The organism is Sagittula sp. (assembly GCF_052825245.1).
Genome location: NZ_JBRBWD010000014.1, coordinates 80,563 through 98,866, shown reverse-complemented (window position 1 = coordinate 98,866; position 18,304 = coordinate 80,563). Strand labels below are relative to the sequence as shown.

Genomic DNA, 18,304 nt, shown 5'->3' with positions numbered 1-18,304 from the left:
GTCGCCGATGACGCGGCTCGTTGCCGGAGCGGCATGCGACCGGCTACGCCATGTCAGGCAAACGGGAGGAGTTCGAAGATGACCGGGGTTGGCGTGGGTGTGATCGGCACGGGGTTCATGGGCAAGGCGCACGCTTTGGGGTGGCGCAACGCCCGCGCGGTTCTGGGAGGCACTCTCCCCGACGTTCGGATGGAGATGCTCTGCGACACGCCACTGGCAAAGGCAGAGCAGATGGCGGCGCAATTCGGCTTTGCCCGGGCCACCGACGACTGGCGGGCGCTGGTGGCCGATCCGGCGGTCGATGTCGTCAGCATCACAACGCCGAACAACCTCCACCGCGAGATGGCGCTCGCCGCGCTTGAGGCGGGCAAGCACGTCTGGTGCGAGAAACCCATGGCACTGACACTGGCCGACGCCGAAGAGATGGAGGCTGCGTCCCGGGCGGCGGGGGTCGTGACCATGCTGGGCTACAACTACATCCGCAACCCCGCCTTCCAGCACGCGAAGCGGATCATCGAGGACGGGCGCATCGGGCGTGTGGTGCATGTGCGCGGCTGGGTCGACGAGGACTATCAGGCCGATCCGGACCTGCCGTGGACATGGCGGGCGAAACTGGCGGATGCCGGGCTGGGCACGCTGGGCGACCTGGGCTGTCACCTCGTGTCGATGATCGTCGGACTCGTGGGGCCGGTCGAGAGCCTTGTTGCCGACATGCAGGTGGTGCACGAGACGCGGCCGCTGGCGGACGGCTCGGGGCGGTCACCTGTCGAGAACGAGGACACCGCCACCGCGCTGGTGCGCTTTGCCAATGGCGCGCATGGGTCGATCTCTACCTCGCGCTCCGCCTGGGGCCGTAAGAACAGGCTGGACTGGGAGATACACGGCACCAAGGGCATGATCTGTTTCGCGCAGGAGCGGATGAACGAGCTGCAGGTCTACCTGAACGAGGGGCCGCGCGGCGAGCAGGGGTTCCGCACGATCCTGACAGGCCCCGATCATCCGCCGTTCGGGGCCTTCGTGCCTGCGCCGGGCCACCAGATCGGGTTCAACGATCTGAAGGTGATCGAGGCGGCCGAGATCTTGACAGCGATCCGCGACGGCGCGCAGGCCTATCCGTCGATGACCGATGCGCTGGCGTTCGAGAAGGTGATCCACGCCATCGCGGAAAGCGCGCGGGGCGGATCGGTCCGGGTAACGCTCTGATCTACGGTGCAACGGTGCTGCGGCGCACCCTTCCGGACGCCCCGACTGAGCCTTCTCAGGCTCAGCGGCCTGCCCTCCAGGCCGCGCGCCGGTCTGCCGGAGGGGTCAGCCGAGGGCGCGATCCTCTGCCGCGCGCTCCAGCTTTTCGAGGGCGCGGTCGAGGATGAGCTCTTCCTCGATGTCGAGATGCGCGCGCAGGGCGTCCTGACGGGCGCGCATCCGCGGCAGAGTGTCCTGGAACACGCGCAGCCCGTGCGGTGTCAGTTCGAGGTGCTGGGCGCGGTGGTCTTCGGGGTCGAGCGTCACCTGCACGAAACCGTCCGTCACCAGCGTCTTGATGTTGCGGGAGATCAGCCCCTTGTCCATCGCCACCTCGCGAGACAGGTGCGCGGCAGTGGTGCGGCCCGCGCCACCGATCAGCGACAGCAGCCGCCACTGTGTCAGGGTGATCCCGGCATGGTCCTTCAGGATGCGGCTCGACTGGGCGTTCAGCTTGGCCTGTACACGCGCAAGACGAAACGTCAGGAACTTGGCAGGGGCATCGCCGGCCGGTGTCTGGGTGTCGATTTCGGTCTCGGGCGCCGTGTTCATTCCCGCGATCCCTCTTTGTCCTGAGCACATGTGTCCTCAGGACTTAGACTTGTCGCTTGCGGTGTCAACGGTTCAAATGCCCCTGCGCCTCAGGTATGCCATACGCGCATAGGTGGTATTTCGCCTAGTATTCGCACACGGCGCCAGCGGTTTGCAGCACCGCGCCGGGGGCGTCCGGCAACCGCATGAAGGTCACGCGGCGGTTCTCCGGAGCGCGGGGATCATAGACGTTTTTCAGCACATGCTCGCCGAAACCGACCGGATACAGCGGCAGGGTGACATAGGCAGCGTTGAGCGCGCCCGCGACCGAAGCGGCCCTGCGGCGGGACAAGTCACAGTTGTAGCCCTCCGAGCCGGAGGCATCGGTATGCCCGATCACCGCGTAGGAGGTGCCGGCAAGCGCGGGGTCGGACAGCGCGGCCACCAGGGAGGTCAGCTTGCCGAACTGGTCGCCCCGGATGTTGGCACTGTCGAAGTCGAATTCGATGGTGACCGCGACCGAGGGCAGCGCAACCGTCCCGTGAGTTGCCTGTTGCGGCGCGGCGTAGTTCGGCGCGGCGGCAGGCGGTGCGGCGGTGGAGGTCACCTTCTTCTGGTCGAGGTCCAGCACCAGCGTTTCGAACTGGACCTGCGGCACGGCGGATTCGTTCATCGCGCCGGACGGATCGACCGTCGCCCCGGCGCAGGTGGCCGCGTCCGGGGAGGCGAGGCAGCGGGCCAGCGCACTGGTCGGCTGGGCGGCGGTATCGTCCGGCAGCGCGCTGTCGTCGCCGCCGGGGATGAAGATCTCGCCGCTTTGCGCGTGGGCTGCGGGCGGCGCGCAGAGCGCCATGGCAAGGAGCAGGTGTCGCATCGGCGGCCCTCAGTGCGATTGGACGAGGACCGAGATCTGCGCCTTGGTCACGTCCGGGTTGTGGCTGGAAACAGCGCGGTAGTCGGCGCCGCTGGCGGTAGACAGCTGGTCGCCGCCGCCGGGGTTGAGGTCGAGGATCAGAGTCTCGTTCACCACCGACGTGTAGCTCTCGCGCGAGATCGGCTGGTGGTTGGCGGAGCAGGAGACGGAGTTGGTGCCCGACCGTTCCTTGCTGATCGCCGCGTCGGAGCCGTTGCAGATCGCCAAGACCGTTTCCAGCCCCGGCTCGGACGTACGCAGCGCACCCTGCGGCGGGAAGACGTACTGCGAGCCGCCCTTGATGACCACGTCCGGCAGGCCCGGGAAGGGGTAGAGGACGCAACTGTCATGGTCGTCGTCGATGGAGATTAGCGTCAGGCGGCAGTCGTGGCGCGGCTCGATGAAGATGCGCAGCGGGTCGCCGACCTTGTAGGTGGGCTTGTCGGTGTAGACGGTCAGGTGGCTCTGCGCCGTGACCGAGTGCTGCGTGGCATCGTAGTCGGCGCCGAACTGCTTGGCGTCGGCATGGGTGACGATGGGCTGCCCGCCGGTCTGGCCGACGCTGTCGTAGGGCGTGCCCTGCACCACCTGCTTGACCGAATGCGACAGGGCGGCGGTGGTGCGGTGGTCGGTCAGGATCGGACGGTAATCGGTCAGCTTGTCGAGCAGCACCGGGTACACCGCGGTCCATTCGTCACGCGCAATCGGAGAAACCTTCAGCCGTTGCAGGAGGGAGGCGTTCTCGGTCCCGGCAAAGGCGGCGCGGGCGGTCAACTCGTCCTCGGTCAGGCCCAGCTCGTTGGCGGCCTGTTCGTAGTTCACGAAGTAGTCGACGAAATAGACCATCAGGCCGCGCACGGGTTCGAGCCCGGCGGCCTTGGTCTCCGGGTCGATGCCGGCCTTCTGGAGGGTGGCAAAGAACGCCTCCATGTCCTTCTGGAAGTAGTCGTTGACCACCTCCTTGCCGGGATAGATCGCGTCGACGGTTTGGCGCACGGCGGGCGACAGCGCGAGGTTGTTCAGCGCCACCTCGCGGACGCGGTCGTCGTTGAAGCGGATGCCCTTGGAGTGGCAGGACATGCAGGAGATGCCGTTCACGACCTCGCCGGTTCCGTCCGGGTAGTCCGTATCGCGCACGATGGCGGTCGGCCCGACGTTCAGGCGCGTGCCGTCCGTGGTGTTCAGGTAATAGCCGTGGAAGCCGTTCGGCAGGGTGAAGATCGACTCGCCCCCGTCCTCGTGGAAGGAGACCTCCTCGCCATGCACCGAGACGGGGCCAAGCGGATACTCGAAGAAACTTTGCCGGCCCTTGGAACCGGCAAAGTCGTAGGACGTCCAGAACATGCCGGAACCGAGCGGATGGCGCTCGATCAGGCGATTGTTGGTGGATACGCCGGAATCCTGGAAACCGGCGCGGACGACCTGCTCGTTCAGGATATTGGATCGCATGTCTAAGCCAAGCTGCTGTTGCAGCCCTTGCAGCGTGTCGGCCAGCCCCAGCACGTCGTAGTACATCGGCGCGGCGGAGGCGGTGGCGGCGAACCAGTCCGCGCGGATCACCGGGATCTGGGTGCCCGCCATGGTCTGCAGCGTGCTCAGGTTCGGATCGGTGTCGGATTCCATCCCGTAGGGATATTCGCGCTCCATCACGGCCCACTTCTCGTGGGTCCAGTCCAGATCGGGCAGGAAGACCCGCAGCAGGATACCCTTCTCGTCGATCTTCTCGAACTTGTAGACGTTGGGGTTGAAGCTGAGCGCATTCATCAGCTTCACCGTCGCGGCGAGGTAGGCGTCGTAGTTCTCCTGCGTCACCTCGCTGTCGTTCCACAGCGTCCGCATGGAGATATAGCGCGTCCGGTCGCGGCGGTTGGTGGGCTGGGCGGAGAGGTCCTGCAGCGCCATGGCATAAAGCTCGGACAACGGGACGAAGGTGCGTTCCGGCGGCGCGGTCTCTCCCATCTTGGTGATCCACGTTTCGAGCGCGGCCATCTCCTCGGCCTTGGGCGTGCAGGTCGGATCCCAGCAATTGTCCGGCATGGCCGGGGCGCCGCCTGCGATCACCTGATAGAGCTTCGACTTGGTCGGCTCGCCCGAGACGACGAATTTCGGATCCTGCGCAAGGCGGCGGACATCGAGGATATGGCCGAACCCCGACTTCGGATTGGTCAGCCCCTCGTCGAGCATCCCCTGCTGGTGGCAGCCGGAACAGTACTTGTTCAGCACCTCGTAGGCCGCCGTCTCCTCCGGCGTGGCATCCTCGGGCAGGGGCATGCCGTTCAGCTCAAGCTCCACGTCGATGAGGATCGACTGGTCCTGTGCAGAGGCGGTTGACGTCAGGCCGATGCCAAGCGCCAGTGCGGCTGCCGTCATCCGGAAAATGGGGGTCATCGCGCGTGTCTCCTGTAAAATGCTTTTTGCATCCGCATCAGTTGCAGCGGACTGCGAGATACTTGGCCGAGGCCCAGCCGGTGGCGCCGCCGTTGCCCACGTACGGCTGCTGGCATTGCCCGGAAACGCATCGAATTTGCGCCCATCCATTGCTTTGCGCCACCACCTGGACCGTGTCACCGAGGTAGACCTCGGTCAGGATGTTGCCACGGGTCGACGGCGCGCTGCGCACGTTCAGATAGCCGGAGCCGTCCGAGCGTGTCCGGCTGGAATAGGGACTGAGGTTGGTCACAGTGGCGTAGCACTGGCGCTGCGCCGAGGGGCGGGAACTCGACAGGTAGGTGGCCGAGACCCAGCCGCTCAGCCCGTTGGGCAGGTGGATGTTCGACCAGCCGTCGCTGCTGCCCGTGACGGTCACCTGCGTGCCGCGGTCGACGGCAGTGATGCGGCCGTATTGCGTACCGGGGCCGGATCGGACGTTCAGACTGGCGGTGTTGTCGATGTACATCGTGTATCCGCCGCCGCCGGAAGAGGACCCGCCGCCAGACGATCCGCCGTTCCAGAGCACCTCTTCGACAAAGCGGGAGCCGGTGGAGCAGTAGCTGTCGTTCGGGATGCGCCCGGCAGAGATCAGTTGCGCGATGCGCCCGTCGGCGCTGCTGCGCGACACGGTCTCCAGCGCGATGCCGTAGTACCCGTTGGTCGACCGGAAGATGCGAATGCCCTGACCGCTGCCGAACCACTGAGAGATGAACGCCTTGGCCTCGGACAGGGAGGGGCGGGAGGCGGTCATGATGTAGCACGACGACGACAGCTCGTAGTTGCCGGACCGCGTGGTCGCGCCGCCCGATGAGCCGCCGGACGAGGTCGCCGGCGTCTTCAGGTAGGCGATGCGGTCGATCACTGACCGGGAAATGCAGCTTGTGTCCGTGCCGCAGCGGTCCCGTGTGCCGGTGCGCCACGCTCCCTGCGCGGAGGCAGAGACGCTGCGGGCCGGGTTCGCATAGGCCCGGTCGAGTTCCGCGTCGAGCCCGGCCAGGTAGCGGTCGCCGCAGATCGTCGCCTCCGTCGGGTTGAGGCGGCTGGAGGAGCACCAGGGGCGCAGCAGCTCGGTCGTTGTCCCGCCGCCGGACCCGCCGGTGCTGCCTCCGCCGGTCGATCCTCCGGACGGGGGCGTGGTGCTGCACTCGCGCGCGACATAGCCCTTGGCGAGAATGGCAAACGGATGGTCGCCGCAGGACTGCAGGTAGGCGTCGTAGGCGTAGCAGGCGTTGAGCGTCTCGGCCTTGTTGTAGAGCGTGTCGCAGAAGCTGGGCTGCGGAACGGTGCCGCCGGTTTCCTGACCACCGCCTCCGCCGCTGCCACCGCCCGGGACGCCGCCGACGGCGGCCTTCAGGATGCGGCTGTGCTCCAGGATCGCCTGCATCGGCGTGGCAAAGTTCACAGCGTCCTGGCCTGACCCTGCGTTGTGCAGACCGATCACCATGCGCGAAGCGGCATCGATCAGCGGCGAACCGGAGTTGCCCGGCAGCGTGTCGCAGGTGTGCAGCAGCCGCCCGCCGGAAACAGCGGGCGAATTCGCCTGGCACTTCTCGCGGCTGATGCGCTGCGCCTCGCCCATGGGGTGGCCGATCACCCAGTAGGGGTCGCCGTCGTGCGGGATGTTGGCGGCCAGTTCCAGCGTTCCGTAGTCCTCGGACGGGTCGCCGATCACCTTCAGCACGGAGTAATCGAGCTTCTCGTCCGCCTCGACCGGGGTAGGCAGGACGGTGTAGCTCCGGGCGCCTTCCTCAACGCCTTGGCGGGTGTAGCCGGCCCAGAACAGTGCCGCCTCGATCCGGGTCGCGCCGGTGCGGTCGGCCCCGGCGGCCCCGGGAATGCAGTGGTAGTTGGTGACGATGTGTTCGTCGTCGACGATGAAGGCGGTGCAGGGAAAGACGCCGTTGTCGGTCAGGATGTCGAGCCGCCCGACCGGGCGCCCGAGCTTGGCAAAGAAGTTCTCCGGCGAATAGGACCCGATGGATTCACTGGTGCCCTCGCCGGGCTGCGTCAGCCCCGTGCTGCTGCCGTCCTGCCGGTCCATGATGGCGAACTGCTTGCGGTCGAGCACGACCTGGCCAAAGCTGTTCCGGTCGAAGCCCACGAACTCCTGCGCCGCGCCAGACTGGGGCAGGGACAAGAGGGACATCAGGATGGTCGTCAGAACCAGAGAGCGCACGGCTTCCCTCCTCCCTTCGATAAAGGCTTTGTCTTCAACACCGATATGTTCGATGACGGGCGACCTCACGTCAACGAGGGAAAACCCGACCAAGGTGGAAAGAGCGGGATGCAGGAGGAAACGATCCTGTGGAACGCGACTGCAGGGCCGCTTGCGACCGGGGAAGTGGAGCGGATGCCGTCCTGTGGCTTTGCAGTGGTTCGACCGCCCGGCCGCGGTTCTGCAGCGGGCGTCGGTTGTTCAGGTATTTTTGCCAAGCTGAAGGACAGCGGGTCAGAGCACGCGGGCGAGGAAGCTTTTGGTGCGGGCGTGGCGCGGTGCGGTGAAGAACTCTGACGGCGGGGCCTGTTCGAGGATGCGGCCGTTGTCGAGGAAGCAGATGGTGTCCGCGACCTCGCGGGCAAAGGCCATTTCGTGCGTGGCGAGGATCATCGTCATGCCCTCGGTGCGCAACTGGCGCAGCACGTCGAGCACTTCGCCCACCAGTTCCGGATCGAGCGCCGAGGTGATCTCGTCGAAGAGCATGATCTCGGGCTGCATGGCAAGGGCGCGGACGATGGCCACCCGCTGCTGCTGGCCGCCGGAAAGCTGGTCGGGATAGTGGTGCATCCGGTCGGCAAGGCCGAAGCGGGCAAACAGTGCCTCTGTCCCCGGGAGCAGTTCGGCGCGGGACTTGCGGCGGACCCGGCGCGGCGCCAGCAGCGCATTGTCGAGCGCGGTCATGTGCGGGAAAAGGTTGTAGCTCTGGAACACCATGCCGATGCGCTGACGCACGGGCTGCGGATCGAGGCCGGGTTCGGCGATGTCCTGGCCGTCGAGCAGGATCTGCCCGTCGTCGATGGGTTCCAGCAGGTTCAGGCACTTCAGCAGTGTCGACTTGCCGGAGCCCGAGGCGCCGATCAGGCAGACCATCTGGCCGGGCGAGACGGAAAGGTCGATGCCGTCGAGCACGGTGTTGCTGCCGAAGGCCTTGGTGACGGCGCGCAGTTCGAGACTTTTCATGAGCGGGCCTGCCGTTCGCGGTTCATCAGGTGGTCGGCGTATCGGGTCGCCGGAATGGTAATCGCGAGGAAGATCAGGGCTGCGCCCACGTAGGGCGTGAAGTTCGCGAGTAGCGACTTGTAGACGCCGGCTTGGCGGAAGATCTCGACCGGGCCGATGAAGGAGAGCAGCGCCACGTCCTTCTGCAATGCGATGAAGAGGTTCATGTTGGCCGGGATCACCCGACGGATGGCCTGAGGCAGGATCACGAAGCGCATGGTGTCGCCGCCGGAAAGGCCAAGCGACAGGGCCGCGGCGCGCTGGCTTTCGTGGATCGAGTCGATGCCGGAGCGCAGGACCTCGGCGGTATACGCGGCATATACGAGGATCAGCGACAGCGACCCCCAAATGTAGGGCGAGTTCCACGGTCTCGGCAAGCCCAGGCCCGGGATGCCGAAGCCGATCAGGTAGATCACGAGGATCACCGGCAGGCCACGGAAGACGTCGATGAACAGCGTGGCGAACAGGCGGACCGGGGTGAGCGCGGGGCTGCGCAGGTCGCGCGCCACGGCGAGGACGAGCCCGAGGATCGCGATCAGCGGCGCGCTCCACGCAAAGATCGCCACATCCATCAGGAAGGCCTGCAGCAGGCCGGGGAAGGTACGGGCGAAGACCGAGCCGTTGAAGAACGCCCGCTGCACCGCCTCCCAGCCCGGGGTGAGGGGCACCAGGATGACAAGCGCCAGAAGTACGCCGCCGGTCGAGGCGGCGGCGATCAGGTTGGCGCGGCGGCGTTGGCGGGCCTCGAAGACCTGTCGGCGGGTGGGCATGGGCGTGTCCCTCGTTTCGGGCCGACTTTTGCCGCAGGGCAGCGGCGTGTCAAACCGTTCACATCTGTGTTTCAGGGATATAGGTAAGCATTGCGTACCTATATCCTCGGGCGTATCCCGAAGCAGGGAGTTCACGGAGGGGAAGGTCATGGACTGGCAAACTGTGCTGGCGCGGCGGACGGGGCGGATGAAGGCCTCGGAGATCCGCGAGTTGCTGAAACTGCTGGACCAGCCGGACATCATCTCGTACGCCGGCGGCATCCCCGATCCGGCGCTGTTCCCGGCAGAGGCCTTTGCCACGGCCATGTCGGAAGCGATGACCGGTCCGCGTGCCGCGCAGGCCCTGCAGTATTCCGTGTCCGAAGGCTATGCGCCGCTCAGGGCCTGGCTGGCCGATCACATGGGCACCATCGGCGTGCCGTGCGGGACGGAGAACATCGTGATCACCTCCGGTTCGCAGCAGGCGCTCGATTACCTGGGCAAGCTGCTGCTGACGCCCGGGGATACGGCGATGGTCGGCTGGCCCACCTACCTCGGGGCGCTTGGTGCCTTCAACGCCTGCGAGCCGCGGTACATTCCGCTGGACCCGTGGTCCAACACCGCGCCCGAAGATCTGCGCGCAGAGGCGGAGGCCGCGGGCGGGGCGGTCAAGATGGCCTACCTGTCGCCGGACTTTGCCAACCCAACCGGCGAGACGCTGGATGCGGAGGGCCGCGTGCGGCTGCTGGACCGGGCCGAAGCGCTGGGGATCGCGGTGATCGAGGACGCAGCCTACCAGGCGCTGCGCTATGACGGTGATCCGGTGCCGCCGATCCTTGCCACCGACATCGCCCGCAGCGGCGGGATCGAGAACACCCGGACGATCTACTGCGGTTCGTTCTCCAAGACTCTGGCGCCGGGGCTGCGCGTTGGCTGGGTCTGTGCCGCGTCCCCGGTCATCGAGCGGCTGGTGCTGATCAAGCAGGCGGCGGACCTGCATTCGCCCACCCTGAACCAGATCGCGACGGAGCGCGTGGCGCGCGGCATGTTCGACGACCACGTCGCCGGGTTGCGCCGGGTCTACGGCGCGCGGCGCGACCGCATGCTGGCGGCCCTGTCACGCGAGATGCCGGAGGGTGTCACCTGGACACGACCCGAGGGCGGGATGTTCGTTTGGGTGACGCTGCCCGAAGGCACGGACAGCGCGCAGCTGCTGGAGAGAGCCGTGCGCGAGGCGCGGGTGGCCTTCGTGCCCGGCGGCGCGTTCTTCCCGGATGGGTCCGGGCGGAACACGCTGCGGCTCAGCTTCTCCTGCGCGGACGATACCCGGATCGACGAGGGCATCGCCCGGCTGGGCAGGCTTTTGCGCTGAGGTTACTCGATCACCGGGACACCGGTGGTCTCTTCGAGCCAGCTCTTCTCGATCTCGGCCAGCGTGCCTGTATCGATCAGCTCCTGCAGGGCGGCGTCGACGCATTCCTTGAGCGGACTTTCGTTCGGCATCAGCAGGCCGAACTGGTCCGGGTTCTCCGTCCGGTCGGCGGGAAACTGGCCGAGGATTGTGCCGCCCTCGACCACGACCGCCGACAGGTAGAGCGCGGTCGGCAGATCGAAGAGCGCCGCGTCGATCTGGCCCGCCTGCATCGCTGCGGTCACGTCGACGTTGTCGTTATATAGCATCGGGTCCTTCGACGGGCCGATCAGGTCCTGCAGCATCGGCACGGCGGTGGTGTTGGCATCGGCGCCCCACACCAGCCCCTTGAGCGAGTCCATCGTGGCGGTGGCGCCGCCTTCGACCACGCGGTCTGTCGTCAGCACGGCCATGGCGGAGCTGTAGTAGGGGATCGAGAAATCGACGACCTCTTCACGCTCCGGCGTGATCGAGAACTGCTGGAGGTTGAAGTCGAAGTCCTTTTCGCCCGGCTGGATCGCCTGGTCGAAAGAGGACCGGACCCATTCCACAGCATCGGGCTCGAACCCCATCTTGGCGGCCACGGCGTAGGCGACGGCGGCCTCGTAGCCCTGACCCGATTCCGGTTTGTCGTCCAGAACCCAAGGGTAGAAGGCCGGGTTGCCGGTGGCGATGGTCAGGGTGCCGTCCTTCAGGGTCTTGCCGGCGGCGCAGTCGTTCTGCGCAAGGGCCGCGCCGGCAAGGCAAAGCGCGAGCGCGGTGGTCGTGACGAGTTTCATGTCTGGGACTCCCGGTTGGATTTTGTCCGGCAGCTTCCGTCGGTTGCCCTGCCTTGTCAATTTTGTCCTCCGCGGCGCGTTCAGGCGGGGCAGGGCTGACGGTTTTGGCAGCATGGCCAGCGGTTTGGAACCCGCGGAGGCTTGACGGCTGCGGCGGCGCGTGTCTGGCTTGAACCATCGACGCCAGCGCATTCAGGCCCGGAGATTTTCATGAAGGTCATTCATCTGTCCGATATCCATCTCGGCCCGCCGGGCATGACGAGCTGCGGCCTCGACCCTTACGACCGTCTGGCCCGCGCCTTCGGCCATATCGCCGAACACCATCGAGACGCAGCGCTTGTGGTGATCAGCGGCGACCTGACCGAGTATGCCGAACGCGAGGCCTATGCCCGGCTTAAGCAGGCACTGACGATGCTGCCGATGCCGGTGCGCCTGATGGTCGGCAACCATGACGACAGGGACGTGTTCTTCAAGGTCTTCCGGGATCATCCGAGAGACGCGGAGGGTTACGTCAACCACGCGGCGGATTTCCGGGAAGGCCGGTTCATTTTCTGCGACACGGTGGAGAAGGGCCGGGACGACGGGTCTTTCGGCCCAGATCGTCTGGGCTGGCTGACCGCCCAACTGGAAGGCTGCGACCGCGCCTTCCTGTTCTTCCACCACAACCCGCTGCACACGGGCGATCCGTCGGCGGACGCGGACTCTCTGCGGGACGCGGATCAGGGCCCTTTGCGCGACCTTCTGAAAGCCAACGCGGCGAAGGTGGCGCATCTGTTCTTCGGGCATGTGCATGCGTCGCTCTGCGGGACCATGGGGGGCATCGCCTTTTCCGGCGTGCCCTCCACGATGATGCAGCGCATCCCGAACCTGTCTCCGGCGGCACGGACGGCCATCGGCCCGCTGGACCCGTCCTATCGCGTCGTCCTGATCCGGGGCGACGACGTGGTCATCCACCAGATCCCCTTTGCCTACGATGGCGAACTCGACTGGTTCGCCAACGCATAGGGCAGGGGCCACGTCGTCTCAGCCGGGCCGGTAGACGCGGTTCGCTTCGGGGTCGTCGGCGTCGAAGGGCAGGGCGTCCAGCTCGTCCCAGACCTCTGCCGGGATCTTCGTGGCGGCCCAGTCGAGCGTCTGCTGCACGCGCTCCGGCTTCGACACGCCGATGAGCGTCGAGGTGATCCGCGGATCGCGCAGAGAGAAGCCCAGGGCGGCGGCGCCCGGTGCGATGCCGTGGTTTGCGCAGATCGCCTCGATGGCACGGACCGGCTGAAGCGCCTCGTCCGTCGCCTCCTGGTAGGTGATCTGCGGCATCTCGGCCGCGCCCTTGGCCAGCACGCCACCGGCGAAGGGAGCGGCGTTCAGGATCGCGATGTCGTTGTCGTAGGCGTAGTCGAACATCTGCGCGGCCGCCCGGTTGAGCAGGGTGAACCGGTTGTGCGAGATCAGCGCGTCGAAGGGCCGGTCGCGCAGCATCGGGAACATGATGTCGATGCGCCCCATGGCAAGACCCACGGCCTGCGCGATCCCCTCTTCCTTCAGCTTGAACAGCTCGTCCAGCGCGCCGCCTTCCCGGGTGATCTCATCCAGGTCGCGCGCGTGCTCCGGGTCGTGCAGGTGCAGCAGCGGGATGGTGTCGAGGTTCAGCGCCTTCAGGCTTTCCTCCACCGACTGGCGGACGCGGGCGGCGTCGAAGCGCCTCGTCTCCATGTCGCGGTCCAGCTTGGTGGACAAGACGAACCCTTCGGGCAATCCGCCGCGTTCCTTGATGACCTTGCCGATCCGCTCCTCGGAGCGGCCAAAGCCGTAGTTGCGCGAGGTGTCGAGGACGTTCACCTCCGAATCGAAGATGGCGTTGATGGTGTCGCGCGCGCGGTCCTCGGAGACGGAATAGCCGTAGGTGTCGGGCATATCGCCAAGCGCGCTGGCGCCGAAGCACACCTCGGTCACTTCGAGGTCGGTGCGGCCCAGTTTGTATCGGGGCATGGACATGGTCAGGTCTCCAGTCGGTAGAAGCGTGTCGCGGTCGCGCCGAAAATCGCATGTTTTGCGGCGGCGTCCAGATGGTCGGTCAGGGTGTGGGCGAGGGCGTGCCAGTTTTCGTATTCGGCGCGCAGCCGCAGGACGGGCCAGTCGCTGCCCCACATCGTGCGTTCTGCGCCAAAGACGGAAAGCGCATGGTCGGTGTAGGGGCGCAAGGCCTCTGCCGACCAGTCGGTGTCGGCCTCCGTCACGAGGCCGGAGAGCTTAAGGAAGGCCTGCGTCTGCGCGAGGTTCGACATGCCTTCGCACCATTCGGCGTGGGCTTCGGGCGTATGGGCGCGAAGCTGGGGTTTCAGGCAATGGTCCAGCACCGCGCGCAGGTCCGGGTAGCGGTCCAGCAGGCGGCGGAAGTTCGGCATGTGGCGCGGGAAGCCCAGGCAGTCGAACGTCAGGTCGAGGTCGACAAGCGCGGCGTAGGCCCATTGCACGTCGTCCCGCAACATCCAGTCGTCATCGGGCAGGTCCTGGATCATCGGGCGCACGCCCTTGAACTTCGGATGCTGCGCGAGTCGTTCGAGGGTGCGCGCCTGCGCGGGGTCCTCGAAGTCGATCCAGCCGACGACACCCGCCACATGCGGTGTCGCATCGGCGATGCCCAACAGGTACTCAGTCTCTTCCGTCGTGGGTGCGGCCTGCACGAGGACGGTCTGCGCGACACCGGTCTTCGCCAGTCCGGAAGCAAGATCGGCGGGACCGTAGGGTCGGGACAGTACCGGATCGTCCTGAGGCATCCAGCCGTAGTCGCCGCGTGCGGGGTGCCAGAAGTGGTGGTGAGCGTCGACGGTCACGGTCATCAGAACACGAGCCTCCTGTCGGTGCGCGGCACGCGGCGCAGCGTGGTCGCGTCGGGGTGGCCGGGGCGGGGCGGCAGGTCGATGCGCTGCGGCTGCCCGGTCTGCGCCGCCTCCTCGATGGCGCGCATGATGACCACGTCGGCGCGCCCTTCCGCCCCGTCGTTCTGCGGCGGCGTGCCCGTCTGGATGCAGTCGGAGAAATAGGCGATCATCGCGCCGAAGTCGTCGTTCTCCGCGGTGCGGACCTGTTCGACGACCTCTTCATCGGCGTGCCGGGTCAGGTGCAGCTCCTGCTCGAACTTGAAGCCCGGGTCGGCGGTCAGCGTCCCCTTGGTCCCAAGCACCTGCATCATGTCGCGCGCGTCGGTGCCGAAGCTCGCCATGAACTGCGCCAGCCGGTCGCCGGGGAAGCGCAGGGTGACGGCGACCGTTTCATGCGTCTCGGCAAAGCGCGGGTCGTTGTCGCCATGGCCGAACACCGCGGTGACCTCGACGGGTTGGGACTGAAAGACATGGCGCGCGGCGTTCAGGCAGTAGACGCCCAGGTCCTGCAAGGGCCCGCCCCAGTGTCCGCCTTTCAGGCGGTGGTTGCCTGCGTCGATCTGGAACCCGAAGACGGAGGAGAAGAGCCGCGGCTCCCCGATCTCGCCGCCCCTGATACGGTCCAGCATGTCGATGGTGCCGGGATCGTGGTGCAGGCGATAGGCGGTCATCAGGTAGGTGCCCGCCTCGGCGTGCGTCGCGATCATCGCGTCGCATTCGTCCACCGTGATCGCCAGCGGTTTCTCGACCAGCGCATGGCACCCGGCCCGCGCGGCGCGGATGGCAAAGTCGGCGTGGCTGCTGTTCGGCGTTGCGATATAGACCGCGTCCGCATGTCCCGACGCGAGATAGCCGTCCAGTTCGTCGTAAGAGATCACGTCGGGGATGCCGTGGAAATCGGCCAGCTCGCGGGCGCGCTCCGGGTTGCCGGTGACAAGGGCAGTGACCCGCGAATTCCCGGTCTGGTGCACGGCGGGCAGGAAGGCGATCTGGCTGATCCAGCCAGCGCCGATCACGGCGTAACGGGTCTCTGTCATGCTTGGTCCGGGTGTCTTTCAAAAGAAGAACGGTGGCGCGGAATGCGCGCCACCGCCTGTTGTTGCCTGTATCGTCTTATTCGACGCAGGTGTCGATGTTCTCGTTCGTGCAGACGTCGAGACCGGTGTAGGTCGGATCCTCGAGCGAGCCGCCTTCCTTCAGGTCCTTGAGCATCTGCATGGCGAGGTAGCCCATCTCGAACGGACGCTGACCGACCAGACCGTTGCCCAGACCGTCCTTGGTCTGCGCAACCTGCATCGGCAGGGTGTCTGCCACGACGATGGTCAGGTCGCCGGAGGCCATCTTGTCCTTGTAGGGCTCGGCCGCGCCGCGATAGGCGTTGTCGAACCACTGGGTGAAGGCACCGGTCGACAGGAACGCGGTCAGGTCGGGGTTCGCCGCAAGGATGTCCGTCATGCCCTGCACGGCGACGTTGCCGTCGTCGTTGGTGATCAGCGGGCAGCCCGAGATCTCGGTCCAGCCGCCCTGGCCGTCCAGCATGCTGCCCGGCGCTTCGCCCATGTCCTCGCCGGCCAGCGTGTCACGCGCACCCTTCAGGCGCTCGTTGTGGTTGGCCGCAGCGGCACCGCCGGTCTGCAGGCAGATCGTGCCGCCGTCAGGGTGACGGGCCTGAACCAGCTTCGCAAGTTCGACGCCGATGTCGTAGTTGTTGGTGCCGACGAAGGCCGCGCGCAGCCCCTTGTCTTCTTCCAGAAGGTCCGCGTCCCACGTGATGACAGGGATGCCTGCGGCTTCGGCCTCCTGCAGGGTCTTCGCCATGGCGGGCGCGTTCGAGGGCGACACCGCGATGCCGTCCACACCCTTGGTGATGAGGTCCTGCACGATCTGGATTTGCTCCAGCTCGGTGTGCTCACCGGGGCCGATGTATTCGCAGGTCACGCCTTCGATTTCTTCCTGCGCCTTGTAGCAGCCGTCGCGGGCGAGGTCGAAGAACGGGTTGTTCATCGCCTTGGGCACGAGGGCGAAGGTGTAGCCGCCGTGGCTTTCGGCAAAGGCCGGTGCCGCGAGGGCGCCCAGCAGGGCCGTGGCCGTCAGTAGTTTCTTCATGCGTATATCCTCCCTGAATTAGCATGAAAGTCCGGGGGTTATTTGCCCCCGCGATTGCGGATCTGTTCCAGGAGCACCGCGAGGATGAGGAACAGACCGACAAAGAATTGCTGCCAAAGCGCGGGTATCCCGGCGAGCAGAAGCGAGTTCCGGATCAGTTCGACCAGCGCGGCCCCGATGGGCGCGCCAAGCGCATAGACCACGCCGCCCATCAGGTTGGCGCCGCCGATGACGGTGGCCGCGATGACGTTCAGCTCGTAGGTGACGCCCATCGCGTTGGTGGCCGAGCCGGTGTAGCCGATGAACATGAAGGCCGCGATCCCGGTGCACATGGAGCACACCATGTAGACCGACACGATCACACGCTCGACCGGGATACCGGCCAGCTTCGCCGCGTGGGCGTTGCCGCCGATGGCAATGACCCAGCGGCCCCATTGGGTGAAGCGCCAGACCCACAGGAACAGAAGCGTCATGATGATGAGCACCCAGACGACGTTCGGAATGCCCAGAACGTCGCCGCCGCCGATCCACTCGAAGATCTCCTGGTCGGGGCCGAATTCGTAGATCATCTTGTTGTTCGAAACGACCATCGCGACGGATCGCGCCATGGCCAGCATGCCCAGCGTCACCACGAAGGGCGCGAGCCGGACGTAGGCGATCAGCACGCCGTTGATGAAACCGACGATGGCGGCGGTCACCATGCAGACGACGAAGCCGGCTTCGACCCCCCATCCGGCCTGCAGGACGAGGGCGAGGTTGATGCCGCACAGCCCCAGAAGGGAGCCGACGGAAAGGTCGATCCCGGCCGTACAGATCACAGCCGACATCCCCAGCGCCATGATGCCGAAATAGGCCATGTTGCGGGTGATGTTGAACATGTTGCGTTCGGTCATGAAGGCGTCGGAGACAAAGCTCATGACCAGTGCGATGAACAGGATCGCGATGAAGACCCAGAAGGGCTGGGTCCGGATCATGGCTCCGAAGCCCGTGACCTCCTGCCGCGACGTGATGCTGTCGTCGATGGCCGCGTGGTCGATCGGCTGCTGCGCCGTCTTGGCGTGATCTTCGGTGGGGGTGGTGTCGGTCATGCTGCTTCGATCGCTCCGATGATGAGTCCGGTGACCTCTTCGGGGGTCGTGTCGTTGATGCGCTTGTCGGCCACCTTGGTGCCGCGCCGCAGGACGGCGACCCGGTCGCAGACGTCGAAGACGTCCGGCATGCGGTGGCTGACGAGGATGACGGCGTGGCCGGTGTCCTTCAGGCGCTTGATGAGGGCGAGGACCTCCTTCACCTGCCGGACAGAGATCGCGGCAGTGGGTTCGTCCATCAGCACCAGCTTCGGGTCCGACAGCCGGGTGCGGGCGATGGCCACCGCCTGCCGCTGGCCGCCCGACATCTGCTTGACCAGGTCGCGCGGGCGGGTCTCGGACTTCAGCTCGCCAAAGAGTTCGCCCGCCTTGGCATACATGGCCTGGTAGTCGAGCTTGCGGAAGGGCCAGACCCCGGTCGAGATTTCCCGCCCGAGGAACACGTTCGCCGCCGCCGTGAGGTTGTCGCAGAGCGCGAGGTCCTGGTAGACGATCTCGATCCCGTTTTCCCGGGCCTCGATCGGCCTTGTCATGTGCACGGGCTTGCCCTCGATCAGGATCTTGCCCGCCGTTGGAGAGAAGTTGCCGGCGATGATCTTCATCAGGGTCGACTTGCCGGCGCCGTTGTCGCCCATTAGACCCACGGCCTCGCCGGGCTGAATCGTCAGGTCGATCCCGTTCAGCGCATGGATGGCGCCGAAGCTTTTGGTGATGCCTTTCAATTCGATAAGGCTCATGTCGGTCTGGTCCTCCCTGTCCGCCCCGGCCTCTGACGTGCCGGGTGCGGGCTTTGTTTGTCGTCAGCGGCGTATGGCGCGCCGCCGTTTCAGAACAGGGAGAGAACGATCCGTTCGACGTGCGGAAAGGCGACAGCGGCGCTGTCGTTTCGTCCGTCTTCCTCCCTTCCAAGTGCCGCTGATTTTGCGCGGGTCTTCGTGCCGCTGCGGCTTTGGTATACC

At 66.2% G+C, this 18,304-nt stretch carries 16 protein-coding genes; 3 read left to right on the top strand and 13 right to left on the bottom strand.

Annotation, left to right across the window (positions count from 1 at the left end):
* The first annotated feature begins 78 nt into the window (after positions 1-78).
* The gene (locus ACU0DV_RS04125) at positions 79-1,203 is read left to right on the top strand and encodes a Gfo/Idh/MocA family protein (RefSeq protein ID WP_446242449.1); all 1,125 of its coding nucleotides are present in this window, start codon (positions 79-81) and stop codon (positions 1,201-1,203) included.
* Positions 1,204-1,308: 105 nt separating this feature from the next.
* Here the strand turns inward: ACU0DV_RS04125 and ACU0DV_RS04120 are convergent, their stop codons facing one another.
* From ACU0DV_RS04120 to ACU0DV_RS04095, 6 genes are all read right to left on the bottom strand, one after another.
* Entirely contained in the window at positions 1,309-1,794 is a 486-nt protein-coding gene (locus ACU0DV_RS04120) for a MarR family winged helix-turn-helix transcriptional regulator (RefSeq protein ID WP_157814927.1), read from the bottom strand.
* A gap of 124 nt (positions 1,795-1,918) precedes the next feature.
* A complete protein-coding gene (locus ACU0DV_RS04115) occupies positions 1,919-2,647 on the bottom strand; it encodes an OmpA family protein (RefSeq protein WP_446242448.1) in 729 nt (242 codons plus the stop codon).
* A 9-nt stretch (positions 2,648-2,656) separates the two neighbouring features.
* Positions 2,657-5,074, bottom strand: a complete 2,418-nt coding sequence (locus tag ACU0DV_RS04110; RefSeq protein WP_446242447.1) for a DUF4384 domain-containing protein — start codon at positions 5,072-5,074, stop codon at positions 2,657-2,659.
* A gap of 37 nt (positions 5,075-5,111) precedes the next feature.
* A complete protein-coding gene (locus ACU0DV_RS04105) occupies positions 5,112-7,292 on the bottom strand; it encodes an SH3 domain-containing protein (protein WP_446242446.1) in 2,181 nt (726 codons plus the stop codon).
* Between the two features lie 273 nt (positions 7,293-7,565).
* Complete coding sequence (locus ACU0DV_RS04100) at positions 7,566-8,294, bottom strand: amino acid ABC transporter ATP-binding protein (protein WP_283982353.1); 729 nt, start codon at positions 8,292-8,294, stop codon at positions 7,566-7,568.
* Positions 8,291-9,103 (bottom strand): amino acid ABC transporter permease, encoded by an 813-nt coding sequence (locus ACU0DV_RS04095; protein ID WP_100927844.1) that lies wholly within the window; start codon positions 9,101-9,103, stop codon positions 8,291-8,293. The genes ACU0DV_RS04100 and ACU0DV_RS04095 overlap by 4 nt, the downstream gene beginning before the upstream one ends.
* Before the next feature lie 148 nt (positions 9,104-9,251).
* On the opposite strand from ACU0DV_RS04095, the gene ACU0DV_RS04090 reads away from it, so the two are divergent.
* Positions 9,252-10,454 carry an aminotransferase-like domain-containing protein gene (locus tag ACU0DV_RS04090; RefSeq protein ID WP_446242445.1) on the top strand — a complete coding sequence of 401 codons (1,203 nt, stop codon included), beginning with the start codon at positions 9,252-9,254 and terminating at the stop codon, positions 10,452-10,454.
* Positions 10,455-10,456: 2 nt separating this feature from the next.
* Here the strand turns inward: ACU0DV_RS04090 and ACU0DV_RS04085 are convergent, their stop codons facing one another.
* Complete coding sequence (locus tag ACU0DV_RS04085; RefSeq protein ID WP_446242444.1) at positions 10,457-11,272, bottom strand: ABC transporter substrate-binding protein; 816 nt, start codon at positions 11,270-11,272, stop codon at positions 10,457-10,459.
* Between the two features lie 210 nt (positions 11,273-11,482).
* Between ACU0DV_RS04085 and ACU0DV_RS04080 the strand changes: the two genes are divergently transcribed.
* The gene (locus ACU0DV_RS04080; RefSeq protein WP_446242443.1) at positions 11,483-12,277 is read left to right on the top strand and encodes a metallophosphoesterase; all 795 of its coding nucleotides are present in this window, start codon (positions 11,483-11,485) and stop codon (positions 12,275-12,277) included.
* An 18-nt stretch (positions 12,278-12,295) separates the two neighbouring features.
* On the opposite strand, the gene ACU0DV_RS04075 is transcribed toward ACU0DV_RS04080, so the two are convergent.
* The 6 genes from ACU0DV_RS04075 to ACU0DV_RS04050 all read right to left on the bottom strand — a co-directional run bounded on the left by ACU0DV_RS04075 (position 12,296) and on the right by ACU0DV_RS04050 (position 18,082).
* Positions 12,296-13,264 carry an aldo/keto reductase gene (locus tag ACU0DV_RS04075; protein ID WP_370311898.1) on the bottom strand — a complete coding sequence of 323 codons (969 nt, stop codon included), beginning with the start codon at positions 13,262-13,264 and terminating at the stop codon, positions 12,296-12,298.
* 2 nt (positions 13,265-13,266) lie between these two features.
* Entirely contained in the window at positions 13,267-14,109 is an 843-nt protein-coding gene (locus tag ACU0DV_RS04070) for an amidohydrolase family protein (protein WP_446242442.1), read from the bottom strand.
* Positions 14,109-15,188 carry a Gfo/Idh/MocA family protein gene (locus ACU0DV_RS04065; protein WP_446242441.1) on the bottom strand — a complete coding sequence of 360 codons (1,080 nt, stop codon included), beginning with the start codon at positions 15,186-15,188 and terminating at the stop codon, positions 14,109-14,111. Before ACU0DV_RS04065 ends, ACU0DV_RS04070 begins: the two co-directional genes overlap by 1 nt.
* A 76-nt stretch (positions 15,189-15,264) precedes the next feature.
* A complete protein-coding gene (locus ACU0DV_RS04060) occupies positions 15,265-16,257 on the bottom strand; it encodes a sugar-binding protein (protein ID WP_283982360.1) in 993 nt (330 codons plus the stop codon).
* Between the two features lie 38 nt (positions 16,258-16,295).
* The gene (locus ACU0DV_RS04055) at positions 16,296-17,345 is read right to left on the bottom strand and encodes an ABC transporter permease (RefSeq protein WP_283982361.1); all 1,050 of its coding nucleotides are present in this window, start codon (positions 17,343-17,345) and stop codon (positions 16,296-16,298) included.
* Complete coding sequence (locus tag ACU0DV_RS04050; RefSeq protein ID WP_283982362.1) at positions 17,342-18,082, bottom strand: ATP-binding cassette domain-containing protein; 741 nt, start codon at positions 18,080-18,082, stop codon at positions 17,342-17,344. The genes ACU0DV_RS04055 and ACU0DV_RS04050 overlap by 4 nt, the downstream gene beginning before the upstream one ends.
* Positions 18,083-18,304: the final 222 nt, after the last annotated feature.

Bases quoted from the DNA above. Each gene is read 5' to 3' on its own strand.
- ACU0DV_RS04125 (WP_446242449.1), top strand. From the start codon at position 79: ATGACCGGGGTTGGCGTGGGTGTGATCGGCACGGGGTTCATGGGCAAG.
- ACU0DV_RS04120 (WP_157814927.1), bottom strand. From the start codon at position 1,794: ATGAACACGGCGCCCGAGACCGAAATCGACACCCAGACACCGGCCGGC.
- ACU0DV_RS04115 (WP_446242448.1), bottom strand. From the start codon at position 2,647: ATGCGACACCTGCTCCTTGCCATGGCGCTCTGCGCGCCGCCCGCAGCC.
- ACU0DV_RS04110 (WP_446242447.1), bottom strand. From the start codon at position 5,074: ATGACCCCCATTTTCCGGATGACGGCAGCCGCACTGGCGCTTGGCATC.
- ACU0DV_RS04100 (WP_283982353.1), bottom strand. From the start codon at position 8,294: ATGAAAAGTCTCGAACTGCGCGCCGTCACCAAGGCCTTCGGCAGCAAC.
- ACU0DV_RS04095 (WP_100927844.1), bottom strand. From the start codon at position 9,103: ATGCCCACCCGCCGACAGGTCTTCGAGGCCCGCCAACGCCGCCGCGCC.
- ACU0DV_RS04090 (WP_446242445.1), top strand. From the start codon at position 9,252: ATGGACTGGCAAACTGTGCTGGCGCGGCGGACGGGGCGGATGAAGGCC.
- ACU0DV_RS04085 (WP_446242444.1), bottom strand. From the start codon at position 11,272: ATGAAACTCGTCACGACCACCGCGCTCGCGCTTTGCCTTGCCGGCGCG.
- ACU0DV_RS04080 (WP_446242443.1), top strand. From the start codon at position 11,483: ATGAAGGTCATTCATCTGTCCGATATCCATCTCGGCCCGCCGGGCATG.
- ACU0DV_RS04075 (WP_370311898.1), bottom strand. From the start codon at position 13,264: ATGTCCATGCCCCGATACAAACTGGGCCGCACCGACCTCGAAGTGACC.
- ACU0DV_RS04070 (WP_446242442.1), bottom strand. From the start codon at position 14,109: ATGACCGTGACCGTCGACGCTCACCACCACTTCTGGCACCCCGCACGC.
- ACU0DV_RS04065 (WP_446242441.1), bottom strand. From the start codon at position 15,188: ATGACAGAGACCCGTTACGCCGTGATCGGCGCTGGCTGGATCAGCCAG.
- ACU0DV_RS04060 (WP_283982360.1), bottom strand. From the start codon at position 16,257: ATGAAGAAACTACTGACGGCCACGGCCCTGCTGGGCGCCCTCGCGGCA.
- ACU0DV_RS04055 (WP_283982361.1), bottom strand. From the start codon at position 17,345: ATGACCGACACCACCCCCACCGAAGATCACGCCAAGACGGCGCAGCAG.
- ACU0DV_RS04050 (WP_283982362.1), bottom strand. From the start codon at position 18,082: ATGAGCCTTATCGAATTGAAAGGCATCACCAAAAGCTTCGGCGCCATC.